21 protein-coding genes and 1 pseudogene are annotated in these 20,646 nt (G+C 69.3%); 15 read left to right on the top strand and 7 right to left on the bottom strand.

Annotated features, from left to right (window positions below; all coding sequences use genetic code 11):
* Nucleotides 1-40 precede the first annotated feature (40 nt).
* Entirely contained in the window at nucleotides 41-1,189 is a 1,149-nt protein-coding gene (locus ACWDKQ_RS26475) for a glycerate kinase (protein WP_450141466.1), read from the top strand.
* Between the two features lie 347 nt (nucleotides 1,190-1,536).
* On the opposite strand, the gene ACWDKQ_RS26470 is transcribed toward ACWDKQ_RS26475, so the two are convergent.
* On the bottom strand, nucleotides 1,537-1,779 hold the full coding sequence (locus ACWDKQ_RS26470; RefSeq protein ID WP_450141465.1) for a hypothetical protein: 243 nt from the start codon (nucleotides 1,777-1,779) through the stop codon (nucleotides 1,537-1,539).
* A gap of 380 nt (nucleotides 1,780-2,159) precedes the next feature.
* Between ACWDKQ_RS26470 and allB the strand changes: the two genes are divergently transcribed.
* From allB to tsaD, 5 genes are all read left to right on the top strand, one after another.
* Nucleotides 2,160-3,527, top strand: coding sequence for an allantoinase AllB (allB, locus tag ACWDKQ_RS26465; RefSeq protein ID WP_450141464.1), 1,368 nt, complete (start codon nucleotides 2,160-2,162; stop codon nucleotides 3,525-3,527).
* Nucleotides 3,528-3,647: 120 nt separating this feature from the next.
* Nucleotides 3,648-3,950, top strand: coding sequence for a hypothetical protein (locus ACWDKQ_RS26460; protein WP_450141463.1), 303 nt, complete (start codon nucleotides 3,648-3,650; stop codon nucleotides 3,948-3,950).
* Nucleotides 3,951-4,365: 415 nt separating this feature from the next.
* Complete coding sequence (gene tsaB, locus ACWDKQ_RS26455) at nucleotides 4,366-5,022, top strand: tRNA (adenosine(37)-N6)-threonylcarbamoyltransferase complex dimerization subunit type 1 TsaB (RefSeq protein WP_450141462.1); 657 nt, start codon at nucleotides 4,366-4,368, stop codon at nucleotides 5,020-5,022.
* Nucleotides 5,023-5,042: 20 nt separating this feature from the next.
* Complete coding sequence (gene rimI, locus ACWDKQ_RS26450; RefSeq protein WP_450141478.1) at nucleotides 5,043-5,534, top strand: ribosomal protein S18-alanine N-acetyltransferase; 492 nt, start codon at nucleotides 5,043-5,045, stop codon at nucleotides 5,532-5,534.
* Nucleotides 5,531-6,586, top strand: a complete 1,056-nt coding sequence (gene tsaD, locus ACWDKQ_RS26445) for a tRNA (adenosine(37)-N6)-threonylcarbamoyltransferase complex transferase subunit TsaD (RefSeq protein WP_450141461.1) — start codon at nucleotides 5,531-5,533, stop codon at nucleotides 6,584-6,586. Before rimI ends, tsaD begins: the two co-directional genes overlap by 4 nt.
* Before the next feature lie 416 nt (nucleotides 6,587-7,002).
* Here tsaD and ACWDKQ_RS26440 read toward each other — a convergent pair whose 3' ends face one another.
* The 4 genes and pseudogenes from ACWDKQ_RS26440 to ACWDKQ_RS26425 form a co-directional block, all read right to left on the bottom strand.
* Complete coding sequence (locus tag ACWDKQ_RS26440) at nucleotides 7,003-7,539, bottom strand: SanA/YdcF family protein (protein WP_450141477.1); 537 nt, start codon at nucleotides 7,537-7,539, stop codon at nucleotides 7,003-7,005.
* Between the two features lie 209 nt (nucleotides 7,540-7,748).
* The gene (locus ACWDKQ_RS26435) at nucleotides 7,749-7,916 is read right to left on the bottom strand and encodes a hypothetical protein (protein ID WP_450141479.1); all 168 of its coding nucleotides are present in this window, start codon (nucleotides 7,914-7,916) and stop codon (nucleotides 7,749-7,751) included.
* Nucleotides 7,917-8,001: 85 nt separating this feature from the next.
* Nucleotides 8,002-8,067, bottom strand: a pseudogene (locus ACWDKQ_RS26430) (hypothetical protein); the annotation flags it as partial.
* Nucleotides 8,068-8,307: 240 nt separating this feature from the next.
* The gene (locus ACWDKQ_RS26425; protein WP_450141460.1) at nucleotides 8,308-8,769 is read right to left on the bottom strand and encodes a MarR family winged helix-turn-helix transcriptional regulator; all 462 of its coding nucleotides are present in this window, start codon (nucleotides 8,767-8,769) and stop codon (nucleotides 8,308-8,310) included.
* Nucleotides 8,770-8,873: 104 nt separating this feature from the next.
* On the opposite strand from ACWDKQ_RS26425, the gene ACWDKQ_RS26420 reads away from it, so the two are divergent.
* The 3 genes from ACWDKQ_RS26420 (at nucleotide 8,874) to groL (ending at nucleotide 12,060) form a co-directional block, all read left to right on the top strand.
* Nucleotides 8,874-9,278, top strand: coding sequence for a DUF5313 family protein (locus tag ACWDKQ_RS26420; protein ID WP_450141459.1), 405 nt, complete (start codon nucleotides 8,874-8,876; stop codon nucleotides 9,276-9,278).
* Nucleotides 9,279-10,008: 730 nt separating this feature from the next.
* Nucleotides 10,009-10,299 (top strand): co-chaperone GroES, encoded by a 291-nt coding sequence (gene groES, locus ACWDKQ_RS26415; RefSeq protein WP_450141458.1) that lies wholly within the window; start codon nucleotides 10,009-10,011, stop codon nucleotides 10,297-10,299.
* 144 nt (nucleotides 10,300-10,443) lie between these two features.
* On the top strand, nucleotides 10,444-12,060 hold the full coding sequence (gene groL / locus ACWDKQ_RS26410) for a chaperonin GroEL (protein WP_450141457.1): 1,617 nt from the start codon (nucleotides 10,444-10,446) through the stop codon (nucleotides 12,058-12,060).
* Between the two features lie 182 nt (nucleotides 12,061-12,242).
* On the opposite strand, the gene ACWDKQ_RS26405 is transcribed toward groL, so the two are convergent.
* Nucleotides 12,243-12,548: a WhiB family transcriptional regulator gene (locus ACWDKQ_RS26405; RefSeq protein ID WP_029536210.1), complete on the bottom strand. Its 306-nt coding sequence runs from the start codon at nucleotides 12,546-12,548 to the stop codon at nucleotides 12,243-12,245.
* Nucleotides 12,549-12,741: 193 nt separating this feature from the next.
* On the opposite strand from ACWDKQ_RS26405, the gene ACWDKQ_RS26400 reads away from it, so the two are divergent.
* The 4 genes from ACWDKQ_RS26400 (at nucleotide 12,742) to ACWDKQ_RS26385 (ending at nucleotide 16,943) form a co-directional block, all read left to right on the top strand.
* A complete protein-coding gene (locus ACWDKQ_RS26400; protein ID WP_450141456.1) occupies nucleotides 12,742-13,845 on the top strand; it encodes a MerR family transcriptional regulator in 1,104 nt (367 codons plus the stop codon).
* Between the two features lie 309 nt (nucleotides 13,846-14,154).
* Entirely contained in the window at nucleotides 14,155-14,751 is a 597-nt protein-coding gene (locus ACWDKQ_RS26395; RefSeq protein WP_029536209.1) for a response regulator transcription factor, read from the top strand.
* A 524-nt stretch (nucleotides 14,752-15,275) separates the two neighbouring features.
* Nucleotides 15,276-15,848, top strand: a complete 573-nt coding sequence (locus ACWDKQ_RS26390) for a sigma-70 family RNA polymerase sigma factor (RefSeq protein WP_450141455.1) — start codon at nucleotides 15,276-15,278, stop codon at nucleotides 15,846-15,848.
* On the top strand, nucleotides 15,849-16,943 hold the full coding sequence (locus ACWDKQ_RS26385; RefSeq protein ID WP_450141454.1) for an anti-sigma-D factor RsdA: 1,095 nt from the start codon (nucleotides 15,849-15,851) through the stop codon (nucleotides 16,941-16,943).
* A gap of 83 nt (nucleotides 16,944-17,026) precedes the next feature.
* Here the strand turns inward: ACWDKQ_RS26385 and ACWDKQ_RS26380 are convergent, their stop codons facing one another.
* Nucleotides 17,027-17,398: a DUF5319 domain-containing protein gene (locus ACWDKQ_RS26380; protein ID WP_450141476.1), complete on the bottom strand. Its 372-nt coding sequence runs from the start codon at nucleotides 17,396-17,398 to the stop codon at nucleotides 17,027-17,029.
* A gap of 252 nt (nucleotides 17,399-17,650) precedes the next feature.
* On the opposite strand from ACWDKQ_RS26380, the gene guaB reads away from it, so the two are divergent.
* Together guaB and ACWDKQ_RS26370 are read left to right on the top strand one after the other, a co-directional pair.
* A complete protein-coding gene (gene guaB, locus ACWDKQ_RS26375; protein WP_450141475.1) occupies nucleotides 17,651-19,162 on the top strand; it encodes an IMP dehydrogenase in 1,512 nt (503 codons plus the stop codon).
* 229 nt (nucleotides 19,163-19,391) lie between these two features.
* Nucleotides 19,392-20,522 carry a GuaB3 family IMP dehydrogenase-related protein gene (locus ACWDKQ_RS26370; RefSeq protein WP_450141453.1) on the top strand — a complete coding sequence of 377 codons (1,131 nt, stop codon included), beginning with the start codon at nucleotides 19,392-19,394 and terminating at the stop codon, nucleotides 20,520-20,522.
* The last annotated feature ends 124 nt before the right edge of the window (nucleotides 20,523-20,646 follow it).

The raw sequence follows: 20,646 nt of genomic DNA, 5'->3' as shown, positions 1-20,646 counted from the left end.
GTGTCCTCCGCCGAGCACGTGCCGGGCGTCTCGGCGGAGGATGCCGCCCTATCGATCGGAGTTGGTTGTGCCTGGTCCCGTCCTCATCGCGCCGGACAAGTTCAAGGGCTCGCTGACCGCGCCGGAGGTAGCCGAGGCGGTGGCCGCCGGTCTGCGCAGGGTCCGCCCCGACGTGCAGGTGCGGTTGGCGCCGGTGGCCGACGGCGGGGACGGCACCGTGCAAGCGGCGCTGGCCAGCGGCTACGTGTCGGTGCCGGTGCGGGTCGCGGGCCCGGTCGGCGAGCCGGTGGACACCGAGATCGCGATCGACGGCGACACCGCCGTGGTGGAGCTGGCTTCGGCCTCCGGGCTGGCGCTGCTCGACCCGGACGAGCTCGCCCCGCTGGCGGCCTCCAGCGAGGGGACCGGCGAGGCCATCCTGGCGGCGCTCGACGCGGGCGCGCGGAACGTGGTGCTGGGCGTCGGTGGCAGTGCGTGCACCGACGGCGGCGCCGGAATGCTCACCGTCCTGGGGGCGCGGGTTTTGGACGCTGCGGATAACCCGTTGCCCCCAGGCGGTGGACCACTTTCCCGGGTGACCGCGGTGGACCTGTCCGGCCTGGATTCCCGGCTGGCCGAAACGAACTTCGTCCTCGCCTCCGATGTGGACAACCCGCTGCTCGGCGAGCGCGGTGCGGCGCACGTCTACGGGCCGCAGAAAGGTGCGGACCAGGAGCAGGTCCGCTTCCTGGACGAGGCGCTGGGCCGCTGGGCGCGCGCGGTGCTGGCCGCCGGCGGTCGCGATGTCGCCGAGCAGCCGGGCGCCGGGGCGGCCGGTGGCGTCGGCTACGGGGCGCTCGCGGTGCTGGGCGCGCGGATGCGGCCCGGGGTCGATGTGATCCTGGAGCTGATCGACTTCGACCACCAGCTGGACGGAGCCGGCCTGGTGATCACCGGCGAGGGCGCCATAGACGAGCAGACCCTGCACGGCAAGGGCCCGGCCGGAGTCGCCGCCCGCGCCGTCGAAGCGGGAGTCCCCGTGGTCGCCATCGCAGGCCGCTGCCAGCTCACCCCGGAACGCCTGCGCGAAGCGGGCATCGAAGCGGCCTACGCCCTCACCGACATCGAATCCGACCCGCAGCGCTGTATCCACGAAGCGGCCACTCTCCTGGTCGACCTCGGCGAACGCCTCGCCCAAGACCGCCTGTAGGTGCTCGTTTTCAGCCAACGGACTGTTCGCCTCGATTAGGAGCCTGTTGCGTTTTCTGCGAAAACGGCTAAACCGGAGTACCAAATCAGTCTCGATCGCCGCCGTTTGTTGGATAACGATCTGAGGTACTCACGGGCCCTGAGCTGCAGGGTGATCGGGAAGACGCCGTAGTCGAACTCGCGGTACACCCATTCGAACTCGTCCCGCCATAGCTGCTCGACGTCGCGGGGCTAACGATGCCGTGCGAGTTCGCCGCGCGCTTGTTGAACAGCATCGGCGGCAGGTCTCGACGTACCAGTTGCCGCAGAACTCCACCAGGTCGACCTCTCGGCCGTGCTGCAGCGGCCTCATCCGAGGTACGGCCGGACCGCGAAGTCGATCTTCGTCCAGGAGTCGCCGACTTGCGCGTAGAAGGGGTGGAAGTCGTTGTAGTTCTGGATGTGGTCGTAGCTGAAGCCGTTCTCCATCAGCAGTGCGGCGGTGTGCTCGGACATCTCCCCACCACGGCGCGACGTAGCCGCGTGGCCGCTGGCCTTCTCCACCGGCTCGATGCACTTCAGCAGCACGTCGCGTTCCTGCTGCTCGGTCATCGGCACCGGGTCCATGAGTCAACCCGAAGAAGCGGTTTCGAGCTACCCGGGCGGCGCTGCGCTGAATCGATGCCCCGCCGGCTGCCCCTTGACGAGCGCTCGCCGATCCAGTTAACTTCCAATTGATGGTAAGTATACTTCATGATACGGAAAATGGTTCGGCGGGCCCACGTGGCGAGCGCCTGGAGTTCGGCTTGTACTTCTTGGTGGGCGCCGGCGGAATCGTGAACCGAGGGCTGCGCGCGTTTTCGGGTGTCGTAGCCCCGGAAGCGCGCACGGGTCACCGGCTCAGGCCGGGGACAAATCGGGGCCCTGACCCTTGACCCGGGCCGCACCTAAGTTCAACACTTTGTTGAATGCTTGATTAGGAGGTAACCGCGTTGCCCGAAACAACCACCGGGGCGTTCGACGTCGTGTTCCGCGCGCGACGGCTCATCGGCCCGAACGGGGAGACCTCCGGCAGCGTCGGCGTCCGCGACGGCCGCATCGTCGCCGTCGAGGCGCTGGACGCCCAGTTCGACGCCGCCCGCACCTTTGAGCTCGCCGAGGACGAGGTCCTGCTGCCGGGGTTGGTCGACAGCCACGTGCACGTCAACGACCCGGGTCGCACCGAGTGGGAGGGCTTCGATACCGCCACCCGCGCCGCAGCGGCCGGCGGCGTCACGACCATCATCGACATGCCGCTGAACAGCCTGCCGCCGACGATCGACACCGGCGCGCTGGAAGTCAAGCGCAAGACGGCGCGCGAGAAAGCGCACGTCGACGTCGGTTTCTGGGGCGGCGCGGTGCATGGAAACCTCGCCGAGCTCAGCGGGCTGCACGAGGCCGGGGTGTTCGGCTTCAAGTGCTTCCTGTTGCACTCCGGGGTCGACGAGTTCCCGCCGTTGAACCCGACCGAGCTGGACGAGGCGCTGCGTGAACTGGCCCGCTACGACGCGCTGATGATCGTGCACGCCGAGGACTCCGATGCCATCGAGCACGCCCCAACTGCGCACGGCGAGACCTACGGCGACTTCCTGAACTCCCGGCCGCGTGGCGCCGAGAACGTGGCGATCGCACAGGTCATCGAGCTGGCGCGGCGTATCGGGGCGCGGGTGCACATCCTGCACCTGTCGTCGTCCGACGCGCTGCCGATGATCGCCTCCGCGCGCGCCGACGGCGTCCGGGTCACCGTCGAGACCTGCCCGCACTACCTGAGTTTCAGCGCCGAGGAGGTCCCCGACGGCGCCACCCAGTTCAAGTGCTGTCCGCCGATCCGCGAGGCCCGCAACCGCGAACTGCTGTGGCAGGGCCTGGCCGACGGGATCATCGACTGCGTGGTCAGCGACCACTCGCCGTGCACCCCGGAGCTCAAGCGCTTCGACATCGGTGACTTCGGCGTGGCCTGGGGCGGAGTTTCGAGCCTCCAGCTGGGCCTTTCGGCGGTGTGGACGCAGGCGCGGGTGCGCGGCCACGGCCTCGCGGACGTTGTGCGGTGGATGTCCCGCAAGCCCGCCGACCTCGCCGGGCTGCAGCGCAAGGGCTCCATCGCGGTCGGCACCGACGCGGACTTCTGCGTGTTCGCGCCGGACGACGCTTTCGTCGTCGACGTCGCCAAGCTGCACCACCGCAACCCGGTCTCGCCATACCACGGGCGCCCGCTGGCCGGCGTGGTGCGCGAGACCTGGCTGCGCGGCAAGCAGATCGTCGGTTCGGGCGTGGAAACGATCGCGCCGCAAGGGAATTTGCTCACCCGTCAGGGTGGATAGAGGTCGACAATGGCGCCGTGAGCCCTTTGGGCCGCTGGAGAGAGCTCACGGTCGACCGGCCTTCCGCGATCCGGTCGTCACGTGCAACGGTGACCGCCTCCGCTTCGAGTCCTTCTGCCGTTGCTGCGGGCCTACGCGCGCCTGGATGTCCTCTCCGGCGGCCTCGACAGCGAGGTGCACGACCTCGGCACGACCAATGTGGAATCGATGAGCCGCTGCGCCGGATGCTGGCACGCGTCGGCGGTCGCGAAGCCTTGCACGACAAGCCGGTTCCAAGCCTCGACGAGCGGCGCGGACCTCGCACCTGCGGCGGTGGAGCTCGTCCTGCGCGACGAGGTGGTGCTGGGGCGGGTGTTGCAGCGGTGCGCGATGCGGCGCGAGCGGGACTGGTGCAGCTGTCGTGGGGGCTGGTCGCGGTGCTGATCGAGAGCCTGCTGCCGGGAGATGGCGAACGTCCCACACCGGCCTGGCTCCGACCTGCTTGCCCCCGGTGTTGAGCTGGCCGACCAGGTTCCCGCCGAGCCGGTGCCCGGCGTCGTCCGTCGCCGTCCGGGGCGGTGCCAGCCGCTTCACCAAGGCGAAAAACGCACGGGCAGGCGTAATGGGGCTCAGCATGCCTCCCCAAAATAAGTGCTCACGGCCTCGGAACTGTCCAAAGCACCACCGGCGAGCGCCGGGGAGACCCGTCCATGACCGCCCGTTCGAGCTGGTTTTGCGGACCTGCGGAAACGCGGCACCGCAGTCCGGGACCGCCGCTGCCCGGGTCGGGGCGCGCGAGCGGGGGCGTGGTGGTCCCCACGTAACCCCGGTGACCAGGGCTGACGTACGCTGAGTAATCGTGCTCGTCATTGCGCTGGACACCTCGACCCCCGCGGTCACGGCCGGGCTGGTCGCCCTGGACGACGGTTCGCCGCGCGTCCTCGCCGAGCGCGTCACGGTCAACCCGCGTGCGCACGGCGAACTCCTCATGCCGCAGCTGGTGGACGTCATGACCGAGGCTGGACGCGAACTCGCCGATGCCGATGCGATCGTCGTAGGTTCCGGCCCCGGCCCGTTCACCGGCCTCCGCGTCGGCATGGCCACCGCAGCGGCGCTCGGCCAGGCCTGCGGCCGCCCCGTGCATCCCGTGTGCAGCCTCGACGCGATCGCCGCGCAGGCCGCCGCCGAAGGCGCCGTGTTGGTCGCCACTGATGCGCGCCGCAAGGAGGTCTACTGGGCCGCCTACGACGCCGAGCGGACCCGGATCGACGGGCCGCACGTGCAGCGCCCAGCAGAGGTCCCGGCCGGCGATTTCGGCGCGGCCGCAGGGGAAATGGCGGAGGCGCTGCACATCAAGGTCGTCGGGCCGCGCTACCCCACTCCGGTCGGGCTGGTCGCGGCGGCGCGCGCGGTGCTGCAGTCCGAACCTGCCCCGCTGGTGCCGCTCTACCTGCGGCGGCCGGACGCCGAAGCGCCGGCTAAGCGGAAATCCGTGCTGACCAGGGGTGGGAAGTGACCGAGCGTGCGACGACCGCGCTGCGGGTGCTGAAGCTGCGCCGCAGCGACCTGAAGAGCTGCGCGGAGCTGGAGCAGGTGCTCTTCCCCGGTGACGACCCGTGGTCGTGGTCCGCGTTCGCTGCGGAGCTCGACCAGGGCCACTTCTACGTCGGCGCCTACATCGACGAGCGCCTGATCGGATACGCGGGGCTCGCCGTCGTCGGCCGCGCGCCGCACGCCGAAGCCGAGGTACACACCATCGGCGTCGACCCGGCGCACCAGGGCAGCGGCGTGGGCAAGGCGCTGCTGCGCGCGCTGTTGGGCAGGGCCGACGAGCAGCGGGCGACGACGTTCCTGGAAGTGCGCACCGACAACGAAGCCGCGATCGGGATGTACCGGAAGCACGGCTTCGAGATCGTCGGGCTGCGCAAGCGCTACTACCAGCCGTCCGGGGCGGATGCGCACACCATGCGGCGCCCCGCATTCCCTACGGAAATTGCGGAGACGGTCACTGCGGAGGACGCGTCATGACTGCGGACCGAGTGGTGCTCGGCATCGAGAGCTCCTGTGACGAGACCGGCGTTGGCCTGGTCCGACTGGCCGCCGACGGCACGGTCGAGCTGCTGGCCGACGCGGTGGCGTCCAGCGTCGACGAGCACGCCCGCTTCGGCGGCGTCGTGCCGGAGATCGCCAGCCGCGCGCACCTCGCGGCGATGGCCCCGACGATGAGCCGCGCGCTGGATGAATCCGGCCTCGAACTGTCCGATGTGGACGCCATTGCGGTCACCGCGGGGCCGGGCTTGGCCGGGGCGCTGATGGTCGGCGTCGCGGCGGCCAAGGCCTACTCGGCCGCGCTGGGCGTGCCGCTGTTCGGCGTCAACCACCTCGGCGGGCACGTCGCGGTCGACACCCTCGAACACGGGCCGCTGCCGGAGCGCTGCCTGGCGCTGCTCGTTTCCGGCGGGCACACGCAGCTGCTGCTGGTGGAGGGCATCGGGGAGCAGATCACCGAGATCGGCTCCACGATCGACGACGCCGCCGGCGAGGCCTACGACAAGGTGGCCCGCATCCTCGACCTGCCGTACCCGGGCGGCCCGCCCATCGACAAGCAGGCGAAGCTGGGCAACCCGAAGGCGATCGCGTTCCCGCGCGGGCTCACCGGGCCCCGCGATTCCAAGTACGACTTCTCCTTCTCCGGGCTGAAGACGGCGGTCGCCCGCTGGGTCGAGACCGAGCAGCGCGCGGGCCGGGAGATCCCGGTGGCGGACGTGTGCGCGTCGTTCCAGGAGGCCGTGGCCGACGTGCTGACGGCGAAGGCGGTGCGCGCGGCGCGGGATCTGGACGTGGACACGCTGGTGATCTCCGGCGGTGTCGCGGCGAACTCCCGCCTGTCGGAGCTGGCGGCCCAGCGCTGCGCGGAAGCGGGCATCACGCTTCGCGTGCCGCGCCCCCGCCTGTGCACCGACAACGGCGCGATGATCGCGGCGCTGGGCGCCCACGTCCTCGCCGCCGGCGCCAAGCCGTCGCCCCTGGACATGCCAGCCAACCCGGGCCTGCCGGTCGGCACCATCGTCGTCCAGTGATCACAGTTTCAATTGAAACTGTGATCCCCTGAAACTGCGCGATGGTCCTGGTGCGGCCCGTCGGCGGAGTCGGTCAGGTCGAAGGCGGCCTGTCCGCTGGGTTGGCTGCGGAGGACGAAACCGGACGGCACGGCCGCTTCCGCGCGGCGAGCAGACAACGCCGCAGCAGCCTGATTGATAACAGGGCCACGCCGCGCTCAACCAGCCGCGGACTCTTCGCGCGATCATGATGGTCACATCCCTATTCGGCGAGGACGTGCTGATATCGCCGGAACTTCCGCCCAAGTTTTCTCCGCCGGCAAGACTCGCTGTGCGTCACGCCGGATCACCAACCGTGATCGGATCGCGCGCAGATGTGTACGTCCCTCGGCTTGGCGGCTTGGCGGGAGGTCTCTACGCCCTTCTCCAGGGGTTGATCAACGACGCCACCAGAAGGCCTTGGTGGTAGCGAGGAACTCGCGCCGGGCACCGCGGGCGGAGACCCGGCGCAGGCCGTCGGCAGCCGCGTCGTGGCCGACGCCGTGGGCGTCGATGCCTGCGCGCCGGCACAGCGCCACCGCGCGGCGGAGGTGGAACCGCGTGGTCACGACGGTGATCTCGCGCAGCTCGAAGTCGTCGGAGGCACGCCGGCAGGAGGACCAAGTGTCCACACCGGACTCGTCCAGCACCACCGAGGACGCGGGAATCCCTTGGCGCACCAAGTAACGCCGCATCACGACGGGCTCGCTGTGCCCGCGGGATTCAGGGCTGCCGCTGACGATGATCCGCCGGACCTTGCCCGCCTCGAACAACGCGCGCGCCACGTCCAACCGGCCCTGCAGGATCCGGCTCGGCAGGCCGTCCCAGCGCACCCCCGCGCCGAGCACGAGCGCGAACTCGGTTGCGCGCACGTCGTGAACCGCCTTGATGCGCCCACCGCTGCGCACCCACGACCAACCGGATGGCAGCCCCACGACCGCTCCGAGCCCGACCAGCCCCACCCACAGTCCGCGCACCGGCCAAGTGTGCCATGCCCGGTGACCGCCTTCGGCCGTGCATCCCGACCGGCGAAAGGGGGCACCCGGCTCCGAGTAACCGGGTTTCCCCCGCGCCGGAGAGCGGTGCCGCGGCTGAATGCGCGGCGCAGCAACGAAAACCCGCAGGACGTCCGGCCGACGGCGCCTCAGACTGGGTTGAGCACCGGGTAGCCGCCTTCGACGACAAACGCATTCGCCGTCTCCGCCGGAGCATCCTTCTTGGACACGCGCGGCAGCACCCGGTAGTCGGCGCGCAGTTCGGTCCCGCTGGACTTGGTGCGCACGTATACCCGCCGGTTGGCGTAGACCTTCACGTGGGGTTCTCCTTGAGCAGTCGTGGTTGTGGACCGCGCTGTCGGCTATCGCGTCGGCGATCCGGTCGCGGTTGGCCGCGTAGCCGCCCCAAGCGTTGATGTTGAAGCCCTTTTTCGGCGCCGGCGTCAGGTCGATCTTGGAGAAGAACACCTGCTGGCCGAGCACGTCCCAGCGCGCGCGAATCGGTCATCGTAAGTTCTCCGGTCGTCTTGCGGGTTCCTCAGGGTTCGACCGCGGCGCGATCGAAGGCAGGAAGGCACCGGCGAGAGGCGAGGATTTGGTGCAGTCCCGACACATTGGCTCGGCCGAAACACGCGCGACGTCCCGCCGGCGGACCCCTCGCGCGCCGATCAGCTGCGCTTCCGGCGCGGTTCGCCCACCGGTGGCGTGCTATTCGGCGTCGAGGACGCGGCGGGTCGCCGTGATCACCTTGGTCAGGGTCTCGTTCAACTGCTCCAGTTCGCAGACCTGCATGCCGAGGAGTTCGACTACGCGGTACGGGATCTTCTCGGCCTCTGCGCGCAGCTGTCGGCCCTTGTCCGTCAGCCCGACGGTCAGCAGTCGCTCGTCCTCGGCGCTGCGGCGCCGTTGGAGGTAGCCGATCGATTCGAGGCGCTTGAGTAGCGGCGACAAGGTAGCCGGATCGGCCTGGAGGGCACCGCAGAGTTCCTTCGCTGATCGCGGCGACTGCTCCCAGAGCGCGAGCATCACGAGGTACTGCGGGTGCGTCAGGTTGAGCGGCGCCAGCAGCGGCCGGTAGACGGAGATGACGTTGCGCGAGGCGACGGAGAGCGCGAAGCACACCTGGCGATCGAGGGCGAGCGGGTCTTCGCCGAGGTCGATCTGGTTCATCGCGGGAGCTCCCTTCCGGCCGGGTGCCGACGGTCACGCTAATCATTAGCGTACTAATGATTAGTATATCGGTGTTCTCGGATGCCTTCGGCTAAGGAGGGGACATGGTCGCTGACCGACGAATCCGGCCCAATCCGGTGCAGTGGATCTGGTATGCCTTCGGCGGGCGGTTGCCGGCGCGCTGCCGGGAATGGGTGCTGCACGACATCACCTGCCGCACCTGGGTGCTGAGGCACCTCGCGCGCAGCCTGGTCCAGATCTCCCCGGGGTTGCTCTTCCTACTGCTGCCGGGGCCGTTCTGGATCCGGGCGATGTCCGTGCTGGGCGGGGTGATCCTGGCGGTCTGGTACTCGATGTCGTACCTGGAGCACACCAGCGAGTACCGGCTCGTCAAGCACGGCTATCCGTTGGGCACGGGCAAGGAGGTACGCGAGCAGGCGAGGGCCGCTGTCCGCGCCCAGCGGGCGCAGCGGTACGCCGAGCTATACCGCCACCAGCCGGAGCAGTGAGCCCGGCGCGGCGCTACTTCGGGCGCCAACCGGCTCGGGTCGGCGGGCCGGGCGGGCCGGGCGGGCGCGCGGGCCGGGGGCGGCGCTCCCAGGGGCGGTTCGCGGGCTTCGAGAGGGCGGGCATGCCAGGCAACCTAGGGCACCGAATGGGGCGGATGTGAACCGCCTCATGGCATTGGTGAAATTTCCCGCATGCCGATCTACCAGCGAAGATCACGCACAGCAGATCATCGGTGACAACTTCCCAGGTGGCGGCGTCCACAAGCCGATCCGCTACGATCCGTAATCGCCACAACCGGCGTAGTGAGGGGTCGTAATGACTGCCGTGCCGCACCCGTCGCATACGGGGTCGGGTCGTCGCTGCGGAGGCCGCTGACGGTCCGGGATTACGCCGAACTCGAAGACGATCGCCACCGCTACGAACTCCAAGAGGGAAGCCTGGTCGTGTCGCTGAGTCCTGCGCCCGATCACATGTTGCGGCCGAGTTCGTCGCAGAGGTGCCGTTGCCGGTGCGGCTTCGGTTTGACGAGCTGGTGGAATGAGCGCAGGCATGCGCTCGCCGGTGCTCCGACATCCCGTGGTGCGGGTAGTTGTTGAGCGTTGGCACTCTCATCGGTAGAGTGCTAGCAGAACGGCACCGCAGCGCCCCGGCACCCGCGACGACGGGGAGCTACGGAACCGTCTTAACCCAGACAACGCTTCGAAGGCCCCAGAAGGTGGAGGTCACACCGTGGCGAGCATTAAGCCGCTTGAGGACAAGATCGTGGTCCAGGCGAGCGAGGCCGAGACGACGACTGCGTCCGGCATCGTGATCCCGGACACCGCCAAGGAAAAGCCCCAGGAGGGCAAGGTTCTGGCTGTCGGCCCGGGTCGCGTCGACGACAAAGGCAACCGCATCCCGGTGGATGTCAAGGAAGGCGACGTCGTCATCTACTCGAAGTACGGCGGCACCGAGGTCAAGTACAACGGCGAGGAGTACCTGATCCTCTCCGCCCGCGACGTGCTGGCCATCGTCAACTGACGCAGCCGCACCAAGCGAGCAATGCCGCCCCGGCGGTCCCGACCGCGGGACCCCGGGGCGGTCGCACGTCCGGGGCAGCGGGACTTGTCGATGGAGCAAGTACGGCCTCAATAGATCAGGTACCCATGAAGGGCTGTTGGAACCATGGCTAAGCAGATCACCTTCGACGAGCAGGCGCGCCGCGCCCTGGAGCGCGGCGTCAACCAGCTCGCTGACGCGGTGAAGGTCACCCTCGGGCCGCGCGGTCGGCACGTCGTGCTGGACAAGCAATTCGGCGGGCCGCAGATCACCAACGACGGCGTGACCATCGCCCGCGAGATCGAGCTGAGCGACCCGTTCGAGAACCTGGGCGCCCAGCTCGCCAAGAACGTCGCGACGAAGACCAACGACGTCGCTGGCGACGGCACCACCACCGCCACCGTGCTCGCCCAGGCGCTGGTCCGCGAGGGCCTGCGCAACCTGGCCGCGGGTGCCAACCCGGCGGCGCTGAACAAGGGCGTCCAGGCGGCCACCGACGCCGTCGTCGAGGCGCTCAAGGCCAAGGCCACCCCGGTCAAGGGCCGCGACAACATCGCCCAGATCGCCACCGTCTCCTCCCGCGACGAGACCATCGGCGCGCTGGTCGGCGAGGCGATGGAGAAGGTCGGCGAGGACGGTGTGATCAGCATCGAGGAGTCCTCGACGCTGGCCACCGAGCTGGAGATCACCGAGGGCGTCCAGTTCGACAAGGGCTTCATCTCGCCGCACTTCGTCACCGACGCGGAGCGGCAGGAGGCGGTGCTGGAGGACGCGCAGATCCTGCTGCACCGGGAGAAGATCTCCAACCTGCAGGACCTGCTGCCGCTGCTGGAGAAGATCGCGCAGGGCGGCAAGCCGCTGCTGATCATCGCTGAGGACGTCGAGGGCGAGGCGCTGTCCACCCTGGCCGTCAACGCGCTCCGCAAGACGCTGAAGGCCGTCGCGGTTAAGGCCCCGTTCTTCGGCGACCGCCGCAAGGCGTTCCTGGATGACCTCGCGGTGGCCACCGGCGCCCAGGTTATCGCGCCGGAGGTCGGGCTCAAGCTGTCCGAGGCCAGCCCCGAGGTCCTCGGTTCGGCCCGCCGGGTCACCGTGACCAAGGACACCACGACCATTGTGGACGGCCGCGGCAAGACCGAGGACGTCAAGGACCGGGCCGACCAGATCCGCAAGGAGATCGAGGCCACCGACTCCGACTGGGACCGCGAGAAGCTGCAGGAGCGGCTGGCCAAGCTGGCCGGCGGCGTCGCGGTGATCAAGGTCGGTGCGGCCACGGAGACGGAGCTCAAGGAGCGCAAGTCGCGCATCGAGGACGCCGTCGCCGCCGCCAAGGCAGCGGCGGAGGAGGGCAGCGTCCCCGGCGGTGGATCCAGCCTGATCCACGCCGCCAAGGTGCTGGCCGACGGCCTCGGGCTCATCGGTGACGAGGCCACCGGCGTGCAGCTGGTGCGCCGCGCGCTGGACGCCCCGCTGTTCTGGATCGCCAACAACGCGGGCCAGGAAGGCGCGGTCGTGGTCTCCAAGGTCCGCGACCTCGACTGGGGTGCCGGCTACAACGCGGCGACCGGTGAGTACGGCGACTTGGTCCAGTCCGGCATCGTCGACCCGCTGAAGGTGACCCGCTCCGCGGTCGCCAACGCGGCTTCCATCGCCCGCATGGTGATCACCACCGAGAGCGCGGTCGTGGAGAAGCCGGAGGAGAAGCCGGAAGCTGCCGGGCACGGCCACGGGCACGGGCACTGAGCCCAAGCTCGTGACCGCGTAGCCGGGCCGGCACGCGCGAAAGAAAGATCGGGGCGGCACCCACATCCTGGGTGCCGCCCCGATCTCTTTCTTGCCTTGCCCGGAGTCGAATGACGCCCCTCGTGGTCATTCGACTCCGGTGGCCGTTCGCGGTACTCGCCGCGGCGGCCGACACAAGCGCATCAGCTGGCCGCGACCGCCAGCTGCTGGCGCTTGCGCGCCTTGATGATCACTTCTCGCTCCGATTCCGACAGTCCGCCCCAGATGCCGTACGGCTCCTGCACGGCAAGTGCATGGGTCCGGCACTGCGCGATCACCGGGCAGTGTTGGCACACCTCTTTCGCCTTCGCCTCGCGCCGGGCTCGCGCCGGGCCACGTTCGCCGTCCGGATGAAAGAAGTACGCGCTGTCCATGCCTCGACAGGAGCCCCGTATCTGCCAATCCCAGATATCGGCGTTCGGTCCTGGAAGACGTCGAGTGTCTGCCATTGCGCAAACCACCTCCTAGCGGTGGGTCCCCTCCCCGCTGCGGCGGCGCCGCAGCCTCGCATGATCCGACCGTAGAACCGCGCCAAAACTTGTTCAACCCCTATCGCGCCAAAAGCTGTTCATCATTGGAGTGATCTCTGGGTGACGAAGATCGACGCCCAATGGCTTGCCCTCCACGAGCCGGAACCGGAACATGTCCCGCGTGACGACGCGGCCGGAACCTGTGCAGGGGCAGGACACCTCCAATCCGAGCGACGATCCGGGGCCGGTCGAGGGCCCCGACGGTGCTGCGTCGGACGACCCGCCGCGCCTCAGCGTCGCTGCGGTGGCCCGCCGGCTCGGTGTGGCTCCCGCCACGCTGCGCACCTGGGATCGCCGGTACGGGCTCGGCCCCAGCGATCACACCAGTGGTCGACACCGTCGGTACGGCCCGGACGACATCGCGCGCCTGGAACAGATGCAACGCGCTCTGCTGCGAGGCGCCTCGCCCATGGAGGCGGCTCGCTACGCGCGCACCGCCGCCGCACCGCTGCCGCAGCGATACCCCGATGCGGCCGAGCAGCAAACGCAGCCCGACGAATCCGGCGATGGACCGATGATGCTCTCCGGTGTGCTCGACGGCGCGGGCGACATCAAGTTGGTCGGCGGCTTCAACACAGGTGGGCGCGGGCTGAAGCTCACCGGCGCCGGGCCCAGCGCCCGCGGCCTGGGGCGAGCGGCGCTCGCGTTGGACTCCTGGTCCGTGCAGCGGCTGCTGATCGAGTCAATGGACAGCGAAGGGGTCGTGGAGACCTGGCAGGGCATGCTGCAACCGGTGCTGCGCGCGGCCAGCGAACGTCGGCAGCGGTCCGGCTCCGGCATCGAGGTCCTGCAGCTGCTGGTCGACTGCGCGTCAACCGCGCTGCGGTCGGTGATCGCGAACGCGCCGGCGCCGATCAACCCGCGTCCGGTGGTGCTCGCGCCGGTGCCCGGCGAAGCGCAGGAACTCGAACTCGTGGCGCTCGCTGCGGCGCTCGCGGCCAACCGCGTCGGCCACCGGCTGTTCGGTGCCGCGCTGCCGAGGGAAGGGCTGGCCGCGGCGGTGCGCCGCTCTGCGCCGGCTGCCGTGGTGCTCTGGGCGGACCAGTCGTACTACGCCTCGCCGCGCGTCCTGGACGACATCCCGATCACCCGGCAGCGCGCCCGCGCCTTCGTGGCCGGCGGCGGCTGGGCGCAGCAGGCGTTGCCAGCGCACGTGGAGCTCCTCGATTCGCTCGATGCCGCTGTGGCGCGTGTTTCGGAGACCGTTCTGGGCTGAATCGGGCGCGATTGTGTCGCGAATCACACTGCGCTGTACGGGTGGGGTGACACTGTTCGTGCGGACGAGCGAAACTGCGGTCACGACTGCGTGCAATCGGGTGAATACTGCAGGTACGGCGCGTGGCCGGCGGCCTTCCGGGCGGTGAACCACCCGGTCTTGGCGGCTTGCTCCGTTCCGGTGAAACCGCCTCCGACGTGGGGGGCACAAAATTTCTTGACGGATTAAGCACCGGATCGTGTCAAGGTTTTGGCCCCTGCGTCCGATAGGGGAGGTGGAACGTCACTCGCCTGCAGGAAAGGAGTTCCCGTGACGACGGTCCTGATCTGCGATGACCGACGTAGCGTCCGGGAAGGGCTCACTCGTGTGATGTCTGCTGTCCCCGGAGTGAGTCGAATCGATTGCGTCGCGCATGGTGACGAGCTGTTGGCCCGCTTCTCGCGGCAGGCCGTCGACGTCGTGCTGGTCGGCACCCAGCGTGCGGTGCCAAACGGCGTCGAGGCCACCCGTCGGCTCGTCTCTGCGCATCCGCAAGCGAACGTGATCGTGTTCGGTGCGCCGGACGACGCGGCGAGCATCGCCGCCGCGATCGCCGGTGGAGCTCGTGGCTATCTCCGTTGGGATGCTTCCCGGCCGGAGCTGGTCGCGGCGCTGGCGCACACGTTGGCGAGCACTTCGGTGCCCGCACCCCGGCAGCCGTCCGACCCCGGAGTACAGCTGACGGAGCGCGAGCTCCAAGTGCTGCGGGGCATGAGCCAGGGCAAGAGCAACGGCCAGATCGGCCGGGAGCTCTACCTCTCGGAAGACACGGTCAAGACCCACGCGCGCCGGCTGTTCCGGAAGCTCGGCGTGCGAGACCGTGCGCAAGCGGTGGCGCACGGTTTCCGCCGCGGCCTCGTCGCGTGATCGCCGCGCGCGGTGATCACCGCGCGGCTGCTGATCGGAGCGCACCGGCAGGACGATCCCTGGCTGCCGGTGCTCGGGCGAGGCGTTGGCTTGGAGCGAGCTGACGTTACGAGTGCGGCTGTGGTCCGCGCCACTTCGGCGCGGCCCGGATTCCCGGGCCGCGGTCGCGAGCGTGGCGCGGACCACGGTCCGCTCGATCGGACATAGTGGTCCGAAACTGGCGTTTGCGGCAAACTCCGCAAATGTCCGGAAGCGGCGTGATCGCCCTGCTGCACTGCCCTTGTGAAGATCGTCTCTGATCTTCGCTCGTGGTCCACCTTGATCCCGGTGGCCTGGTCAAACGCCGCCGGGCACGGCGTCTGGTATCTCTGAATGTGTGACGACGACGGCCCCCTCCCCCCACTCCCTGTTCAACGATCATCCCTTGCCCGGTACGGTGAGCTCGGCGCGGCGTGCGAGGCACGCGATTTCCGCCGGACAAATCCGAATCGCTTGAACGCGTAACACCAGGGCTGCTGTCTGCGATGACCAACGTGGGGGACGGGCTGGACGCTCTAGTAGGCGCCGCCGTCGACGGCGATCGTCAGTCGATCGAGCGCTTGCTGGCCGAAATCCGTCCTTTGGTGGTGCGGTACTGCCGCGCCAGAGTCGGACGAAACGAGAGGTCGTTCGCTTCGGCGGACGACGTGGCCCAGGAAGTGTGCCTTGCGGTTCTGACCGCACTGCCCACCTACAAGGACCAGGGGCGTCCGTTCTTGGCGTTCGTGTACGGCATCGCCGCACACAAGGTGGCTGATGCGCATCGTGCGTTGGCACGCAACCGCTCCGAACCGGTCGCCGACGTTCCGGACACCCCGGAATCCGAGGCCGGACCGGAGCAGCGAGCCATGCAGGGTGAGCTTTCGGGCAGGATGGCGCAACTGCTTCGCATCCTCCCGGCCAAGCAGCGGGAGATTCTGCTGCTCCGGGTGGTCGTCGGGTTGTCGGCGGAGGAAACCGCCGAAGCGGTCGGTTCTACGCCGGGCGCGGTACGCGTGGCTCAACACCGCGCGTTGGCCCGGCTGCGAAAGACGCTGTCCGCGGAGGAGGTGGTCTGAATGGCTGAGCGGAAGGGGCCCGAGGGGGAGCAGGCGGGACACGACCCTGTCGAGTCCCGTCGGCACGAGGACCGTTCGCGCGGTGCAGACGAGCGGGACCTGACGCCCGCTGAGGGGTCCGCAGACGAGGGAACGGAACTGATCGACAACCATCGGGATTCCGACTCGGCCGAGTCCGAAACCACCGTATCCGAGACCGCGTCCGCCGAGACGGGCGGTGCTGATGTGCTCGATTTCCGGCCGCGCCCGGCCGACGGGAGCGATGAGCTGGTCGACTTCGACGACTTCGGCGAAGAACCGATCGACCTGAGCGCGCTGCAGGCCGACGACGCGTTGCTGGACGTGCTCGGCGGGACCAACCCCGACGTGGCCGCGCAGGCCGACGACGAGCGCCCCAGCCTGGAGGCGCTGCTGGTCGCGTGGCGGCAGGAGATCGACGCCGCGCCGATCGGCGATCTCGTCGACGTGGAGACCGCAGCCTCGGCGATCGCGGCGGGCAACCGCCCGCACCGCAGGCTCAAGCGCCGGCACCTGGTGCCGGTGGCCACCGCCGCCGCGGTCCTGATGATCACGTTCACCGGCGTTGGGGTGGCTGCTCGCGACGCGCAGCCCGGCGACATGCTGTGGGGCGTCGCCCAGGTCCTCTACACCGATCACACCCGAGCGGTCGTGGCCGCGAGCTCGGCTCGCGAGGATTTGAACACGGCGGAGGGTGCGATCGAGCAGGGCAACCGCACCGCTGCCGAGGCCGCGCTGCGCTCCGCACAGGAGCAGATGCGGGGCGTCGACGACGAGCACGGCCTGTCCGACTTGCGCGCCGCGCACGCTTCGTTGACCGCGCGGATGGACCACGAGCACGAGCAAACTTCGCAGCAGCCGACGTCCGAGACGCCGCCGACGCCGAGCATTTCGCCGTCGCCGTCGCAGCCGCTGCCCCCGCCGGTGCCGCCGACGGACAGCTCCTCACAGCCGCCGTCGTCGTCCACGCCGCCGGTGTCGAGCACGTCGCCGAGCGAGACCAGTGGCAGCTCGGAACACCCGTCCAGCGGCTCGGGCTCGGATCTCTTCCCCCAGAAGAGCAGCAGCAATCCGTGACGGAATGACTGCCCAGTACTCCTGAAGCAGAGCAGGGGCTCCCGGTGGGGAGCCCCTCTTCTCGTTCGTATGCGGTGAAAACCTCAGCGGGTTGTTTCGCTTTCCGTCACGCCGTCCGCGTAGCCACGGCAGTACTCCCAGGTGACGTAGTCGCTGGGGTTCGGGTCGAACGCCGGCTCGTGCGGGCGCATCCGGCCGTCGTGCAGCAGCTGCTCCAGGCTGGCGCGCAGCAACTCCCAGTCGTGGTAATGACATTCGCCGCAGTCCCCGCAGTCCACCACGATGCCGCGGAGCCCGCGGGGCTCCAGCAGTGCCTGGTAGACGGCGAGATCGGTCAGATCGGCGAGCAGTTCGGCCCGCTCGTCGTCACCGAGCGGCGGTCCGTCGTCAACGTCGTGATCGCCGAGTGCCATGCTCGGATCTTCCGGGTCACCCGCGAACGGGTCTGGTGGCATCGGATCGTGCGGCACGGCCCGCACGGTACCGGCTGCGTCGACCGCGTGGGGGTGTCGGGGGCGGGTTTGGGTGCCCGCCGTGGCATGGCACACGCCTGGCGCGGACGGGGCAACTAGCCCTGACCTGTGGTCTCTATCATTGAGGGAATCCCCGCCGCCGATGCCACGTTGCACGACGTAATTCGCCGAGGACATCCAAGCCGCATCCGCAGGTTTGTGGACCACCGCGTGAAGGAAGGCACATCCCTCGCCATGACCAGCGAACTCTCCGCACCCGGCCTCCCCTCGAAGTTCGCGACACTGGGTCTGACCTTCGATGACGTCTTGCTGCTGCCCGACGAATCCGACGTGATCCCCAGCGGCGTCGACACGTCCACTCAGCTGTCCCGCAACATCCGGCTGCGGGTGCCGCTGCTGTCGGCCGCGATGGACACGGTCACCGAGGCCCGGATGGCGATCGCCATGGCCCGGCAGGGCGGCGTCGGCATCCTGCAGCGCAACCTGTCGGTCGAGGAGCAAGCCGCCCAGGTCGAGGTGGTCAAGCGCTCCGAGGCCGGCATGGTCACAGACCCCGTCACGTGCTCGCCGGAGGACACCCTCGCCGAGGTGGATGCGCTGTGCGCCCGATTCCGCATCTCCGGTGTCCCGGTGACCGACCCGGACGGCACTCTCGTCGGCATCATCACCAACCGCGACATGCGGTTCGAGGCGGACTACACCCGCCGGGTGCGCGAGGTGATGACCGCCGCGCCGCTGATCACCGCGCAGGTCGGCGTCACCGCGGAGGCCGCGCTCGGACTGCTGCGGCGGAACAAGATCGAGAAACTGCCGATCGTCGATAACGCCGGCAAGCTGCGCGGCCTGATCACCGTCAAGGACTTCGTCAAGACCGAGCAGTACCCCAGCGCCACCAAGGACCCGGACGGCCGGCTGCTGTGCGGCGCCGCGGTCGGCGTCGGCGCGGACTCGCACGAGCGCGCGATGGCGCTGGTAGACGCGGGTGTCGACGTGCTGATCGTGGACACCGCGCACGGGCACTCGCGCGCGGTGCTGGACACCGTCGCGACTCTGAAGAAGGAACTCGGCAACTCCGTCGACGTCATCGGCGGCAACGTGGCGACCCGGGCGGGCGCGCAGGCGCTGGTCGACGCCGGGGCGGACGCGGTGAAGGTCGGCGTCGGGCCGGGTTCGATCTGCACCACTCGCGTCGTCGCCGGGGTCGGCGTGCCGCAGATCAGCGCCATCTACGAGGCGAGCATGGCGTGCCGCCCGGCGGGCGTACCGCTGATCGGCGACGGCGGCATCCAGTACTCCGGTGACATCCCGAAGGCCATCGCGGCAGGTGCGAGCAGCGTCATGCTGGGCAGCCTGCTGGCCGGTACCGCCGAGTCGCCGGGCCAGCTGGTTCTGGTCAACGGCAAGCAGTTCAAGGTTTACCGGGGGATGGGTTCGCTGGGCGCCATGCAGTCACGGGGCCAGGCGAAGTCGTACTCCAAGGACCGGTACTTCCAGGACGACGTGCTGTCCGAGGACAAGCTGGTGCCGGAGGGCATCGAGGGACGGGTGCCGTTCCGCGGGCCGCTGGCGCAGGTCGTGGACCAGCTGATTGGCGGTCTGCGCTCGGGCATGGGCTACACGGGTTCCAACACCATCCCCGAGCTGCAGGATGCGAAGCTGGTGCGGATTACGGCGGCCGGGCTCAAGGAGAGCCACCCGCACGACATCACGATGACCGTCGAGGCGCCGAACTACACCACCCGCTGAGCACCGCCGACCCGGCCTCCGCCTCCCAACGAGGCGGCGGCCGGGTCGTTCTTCGCCGCGGGATGGTGCGGCGAACGGACCGTTTGTCTCGCTAGAGCAGGCGGAGAGGCCGTTCGCTCCACCTCACCGGCGGCCGCGCGAGCTCCCTTTAGGTGCCCCAGTTGTACGTCGCCCGGATGCCGCAGCGAGAATGTTTCGCTGGACAGCGGTGCTGCGAGGAGGGACTGACGTGCGGGATCAGGTTGAGATCGGCATGGGCCGGACGGCCATGCGCGGCTACGACTTGGACGACGTGGAGATCGTGCCGTCCCGGCGGACCCGGTCGTCGAAGGACGTTTCGTTGTCCTGGCAGATCGACGCCTACCGCTTCGACATCCCGCTGGTCACGCACCCGACAGATGCGATCGTCTCGCCGGCCACCGCGGTGCGCATCGGCGAGCTCGGTGGCCTGGGCGTGCTGAACGCCGAGGGTCTGTGGGCGCGGCACGAGAACGTCGAGGAAAAGCTATTCGAGGTGGTCCGCGCCGCCGAGGAAAACAGCGAGCCGGAGGCCGCGATCCGGCTGCTGCAGCAGCTACACGCCGCGCCGATCCGGGCGGACCTGCTGGCCACCGCGCTGAAGCAGATCAAGGACTCCGGTGTCACCGTGGCGGCGCGGGTCAGCCCGCAGCACGCCGAGGAACTGACCCCGGACCTGCTCGCGGCCGGCGTCGAGCTGCTGGTCGTGCAGGGCACGATCATCTCCGCCGAGCACGTGGCCCGGGACGGCGAGCCGCTGAACCTCAAGCGGTTCATCGCCGAGCTCGACGTCCCGGTGATCGCCGGTGGGGTCGGTGACTACCGCACCGCGATGCACCTGATGCGCACCGGCGCGGCCGGAGTGATCGTCGGTTTCGGGCAGTCCCGCGCGGCCACCACCACGCAGGTGCTGGGCATAGGGGTGCCGATGGCGACCGCGATCGCCGATGCCGCCGCGGCCCGCCGCGACTACCTGGACGAGACCGGCGGGCGCTACGTGCACGTGATCGCCGACGGTGCCCTGTCGTACTCGGGGGACATCGCGAAGGCGATCGCCTGTGGTGCCGACGCCGTGATGCTCGGTGAGGCGTTGACTGAGTCGGCCGAGACGCCAGCGCAGGGCTACTACTGGACGTCCGCCGCCGCGCATCCGAGCCTGCCGCGCAGCGAGATCGTCGGCTTCGCCGGTTCCGGGGCGGACCTGGAGCAGCTGCTGTTCGGCCCGAGCAGCGACCCGTACGGCACGCTGAACCTCTTCGGTGGCCTGCGCCGCGCGATGGCCAAGACCGGCTACCGGGACCTCAAGGAGTTCCAGAAGGTCGGCCTGATGCTCCGCGGCTGACCGCGGAGGCCGTTTTAGGCTCATCCTGCGACCCTGGTGGTTAATTCTCGGGTTGGGTGAGGGTGTGTTGGGCAGGCCCGGGATGATGATCTTGCGGCAGTCTTGTGGTGTCTGGCCGCAGGAT

It is taken from the genome of Saccharopolyspora sp. NPDC000995, assembly GCF_053599315.1.
Note: the sequence above shows the minus strand (reverse complement) of the source record. Positions and strands in the feature narration are given on the sequence as shown.

Excerpts from the sequence above, each read along its gene's own strand:
- ACWDKQ_RS26475 (WP_450141466.1), top strand. The coding sequence starts at position 41 with ATGCCGCCCTATCGATCGGAGTTGGTTGTGCCTGGTCCCGTCCTCATC.
- ACWDKQ_RS26470 (WP_450141465.1), bottom strand. The coding sequence starts at position 1,779 with ATGACCGAGCAGCAGGAACGCGACGTGCTGCTGAAGTGCATCGAGCCG.
- tsaD (WP_450141461.1), top strand. The coding sequence starts at position 5,531 with ATGACTGCGGACCGAGTGGTGCTCGGCATCGAGAGCTCCTGTGACGAG.
- ACWDKQ_RS26425 (WP_450141460.1), bottom strand. The coding sequence starts at position 8,769 with ATGAACCAGATCGACCTCGGCGAAGACCCGCTCGCCCTCGATCGCCAG.
- ACWDKQ_RS26420 (WP_450141459.1), top strand. The coding sequence starts at position 8,874 with ATGGTCGCTGACCGACGAATCCGGCCCAATCCGGTGCAGTGGATCTGG.
- groL (WP_450141457.1), top strand. The coding sequence starts at position 10,444 with ATGGCTAAGCAGATCACCTTCGACGAGCAGGCGCGCCGCGCCCTGGAG.
- ACWDKQ_RS26405 (WP_029536210.1), bottom strand. The coding sequence starts at position 12,548 with ATGGCAGACACTCGACGTCTTCCAGGACCGAACGCCGATATCTGGGAT.
- ACWDKQ_RS26400 (WP_450141456.1), top strand. The coding sequence starts at position 12,742 with ATGTCCCGCGTGACGACGCGGCCGGAACCTGTGCAGGGGCAGGACACC.
- ACWDKQ_RS26390 (WP_450141455.1), top strand. The coding sequence starts at position 15,276 with ATGACCAACGTGGGGGACGGGCTGGACGCTCTAGTAGGCGCCGCCGTC.
- ACWDKQ_RS26385 (WP_450141454.1), top strand. The coding sequence starts at position 15,849 with ATGGCTGAGCGGAAGGGGCCCGAGGGGGAGCAGGCGGGACACGACCCT.
- ACWDKQ_RS26380 (WP_450141476.1), bottom strand. The coding sequence starts at position 17,398 with ATGCCACCAGACCCGTTCGCGGGTGACCCGGAAGATCCGAGCATGGCA.
- guaB (WP_450141475.1), top strand. The coding sequence starts at position 17,651 with ATGACCAGCGAACTCTCCGCACCCGGCCTCCCCTCGAAGTTCGCGACA.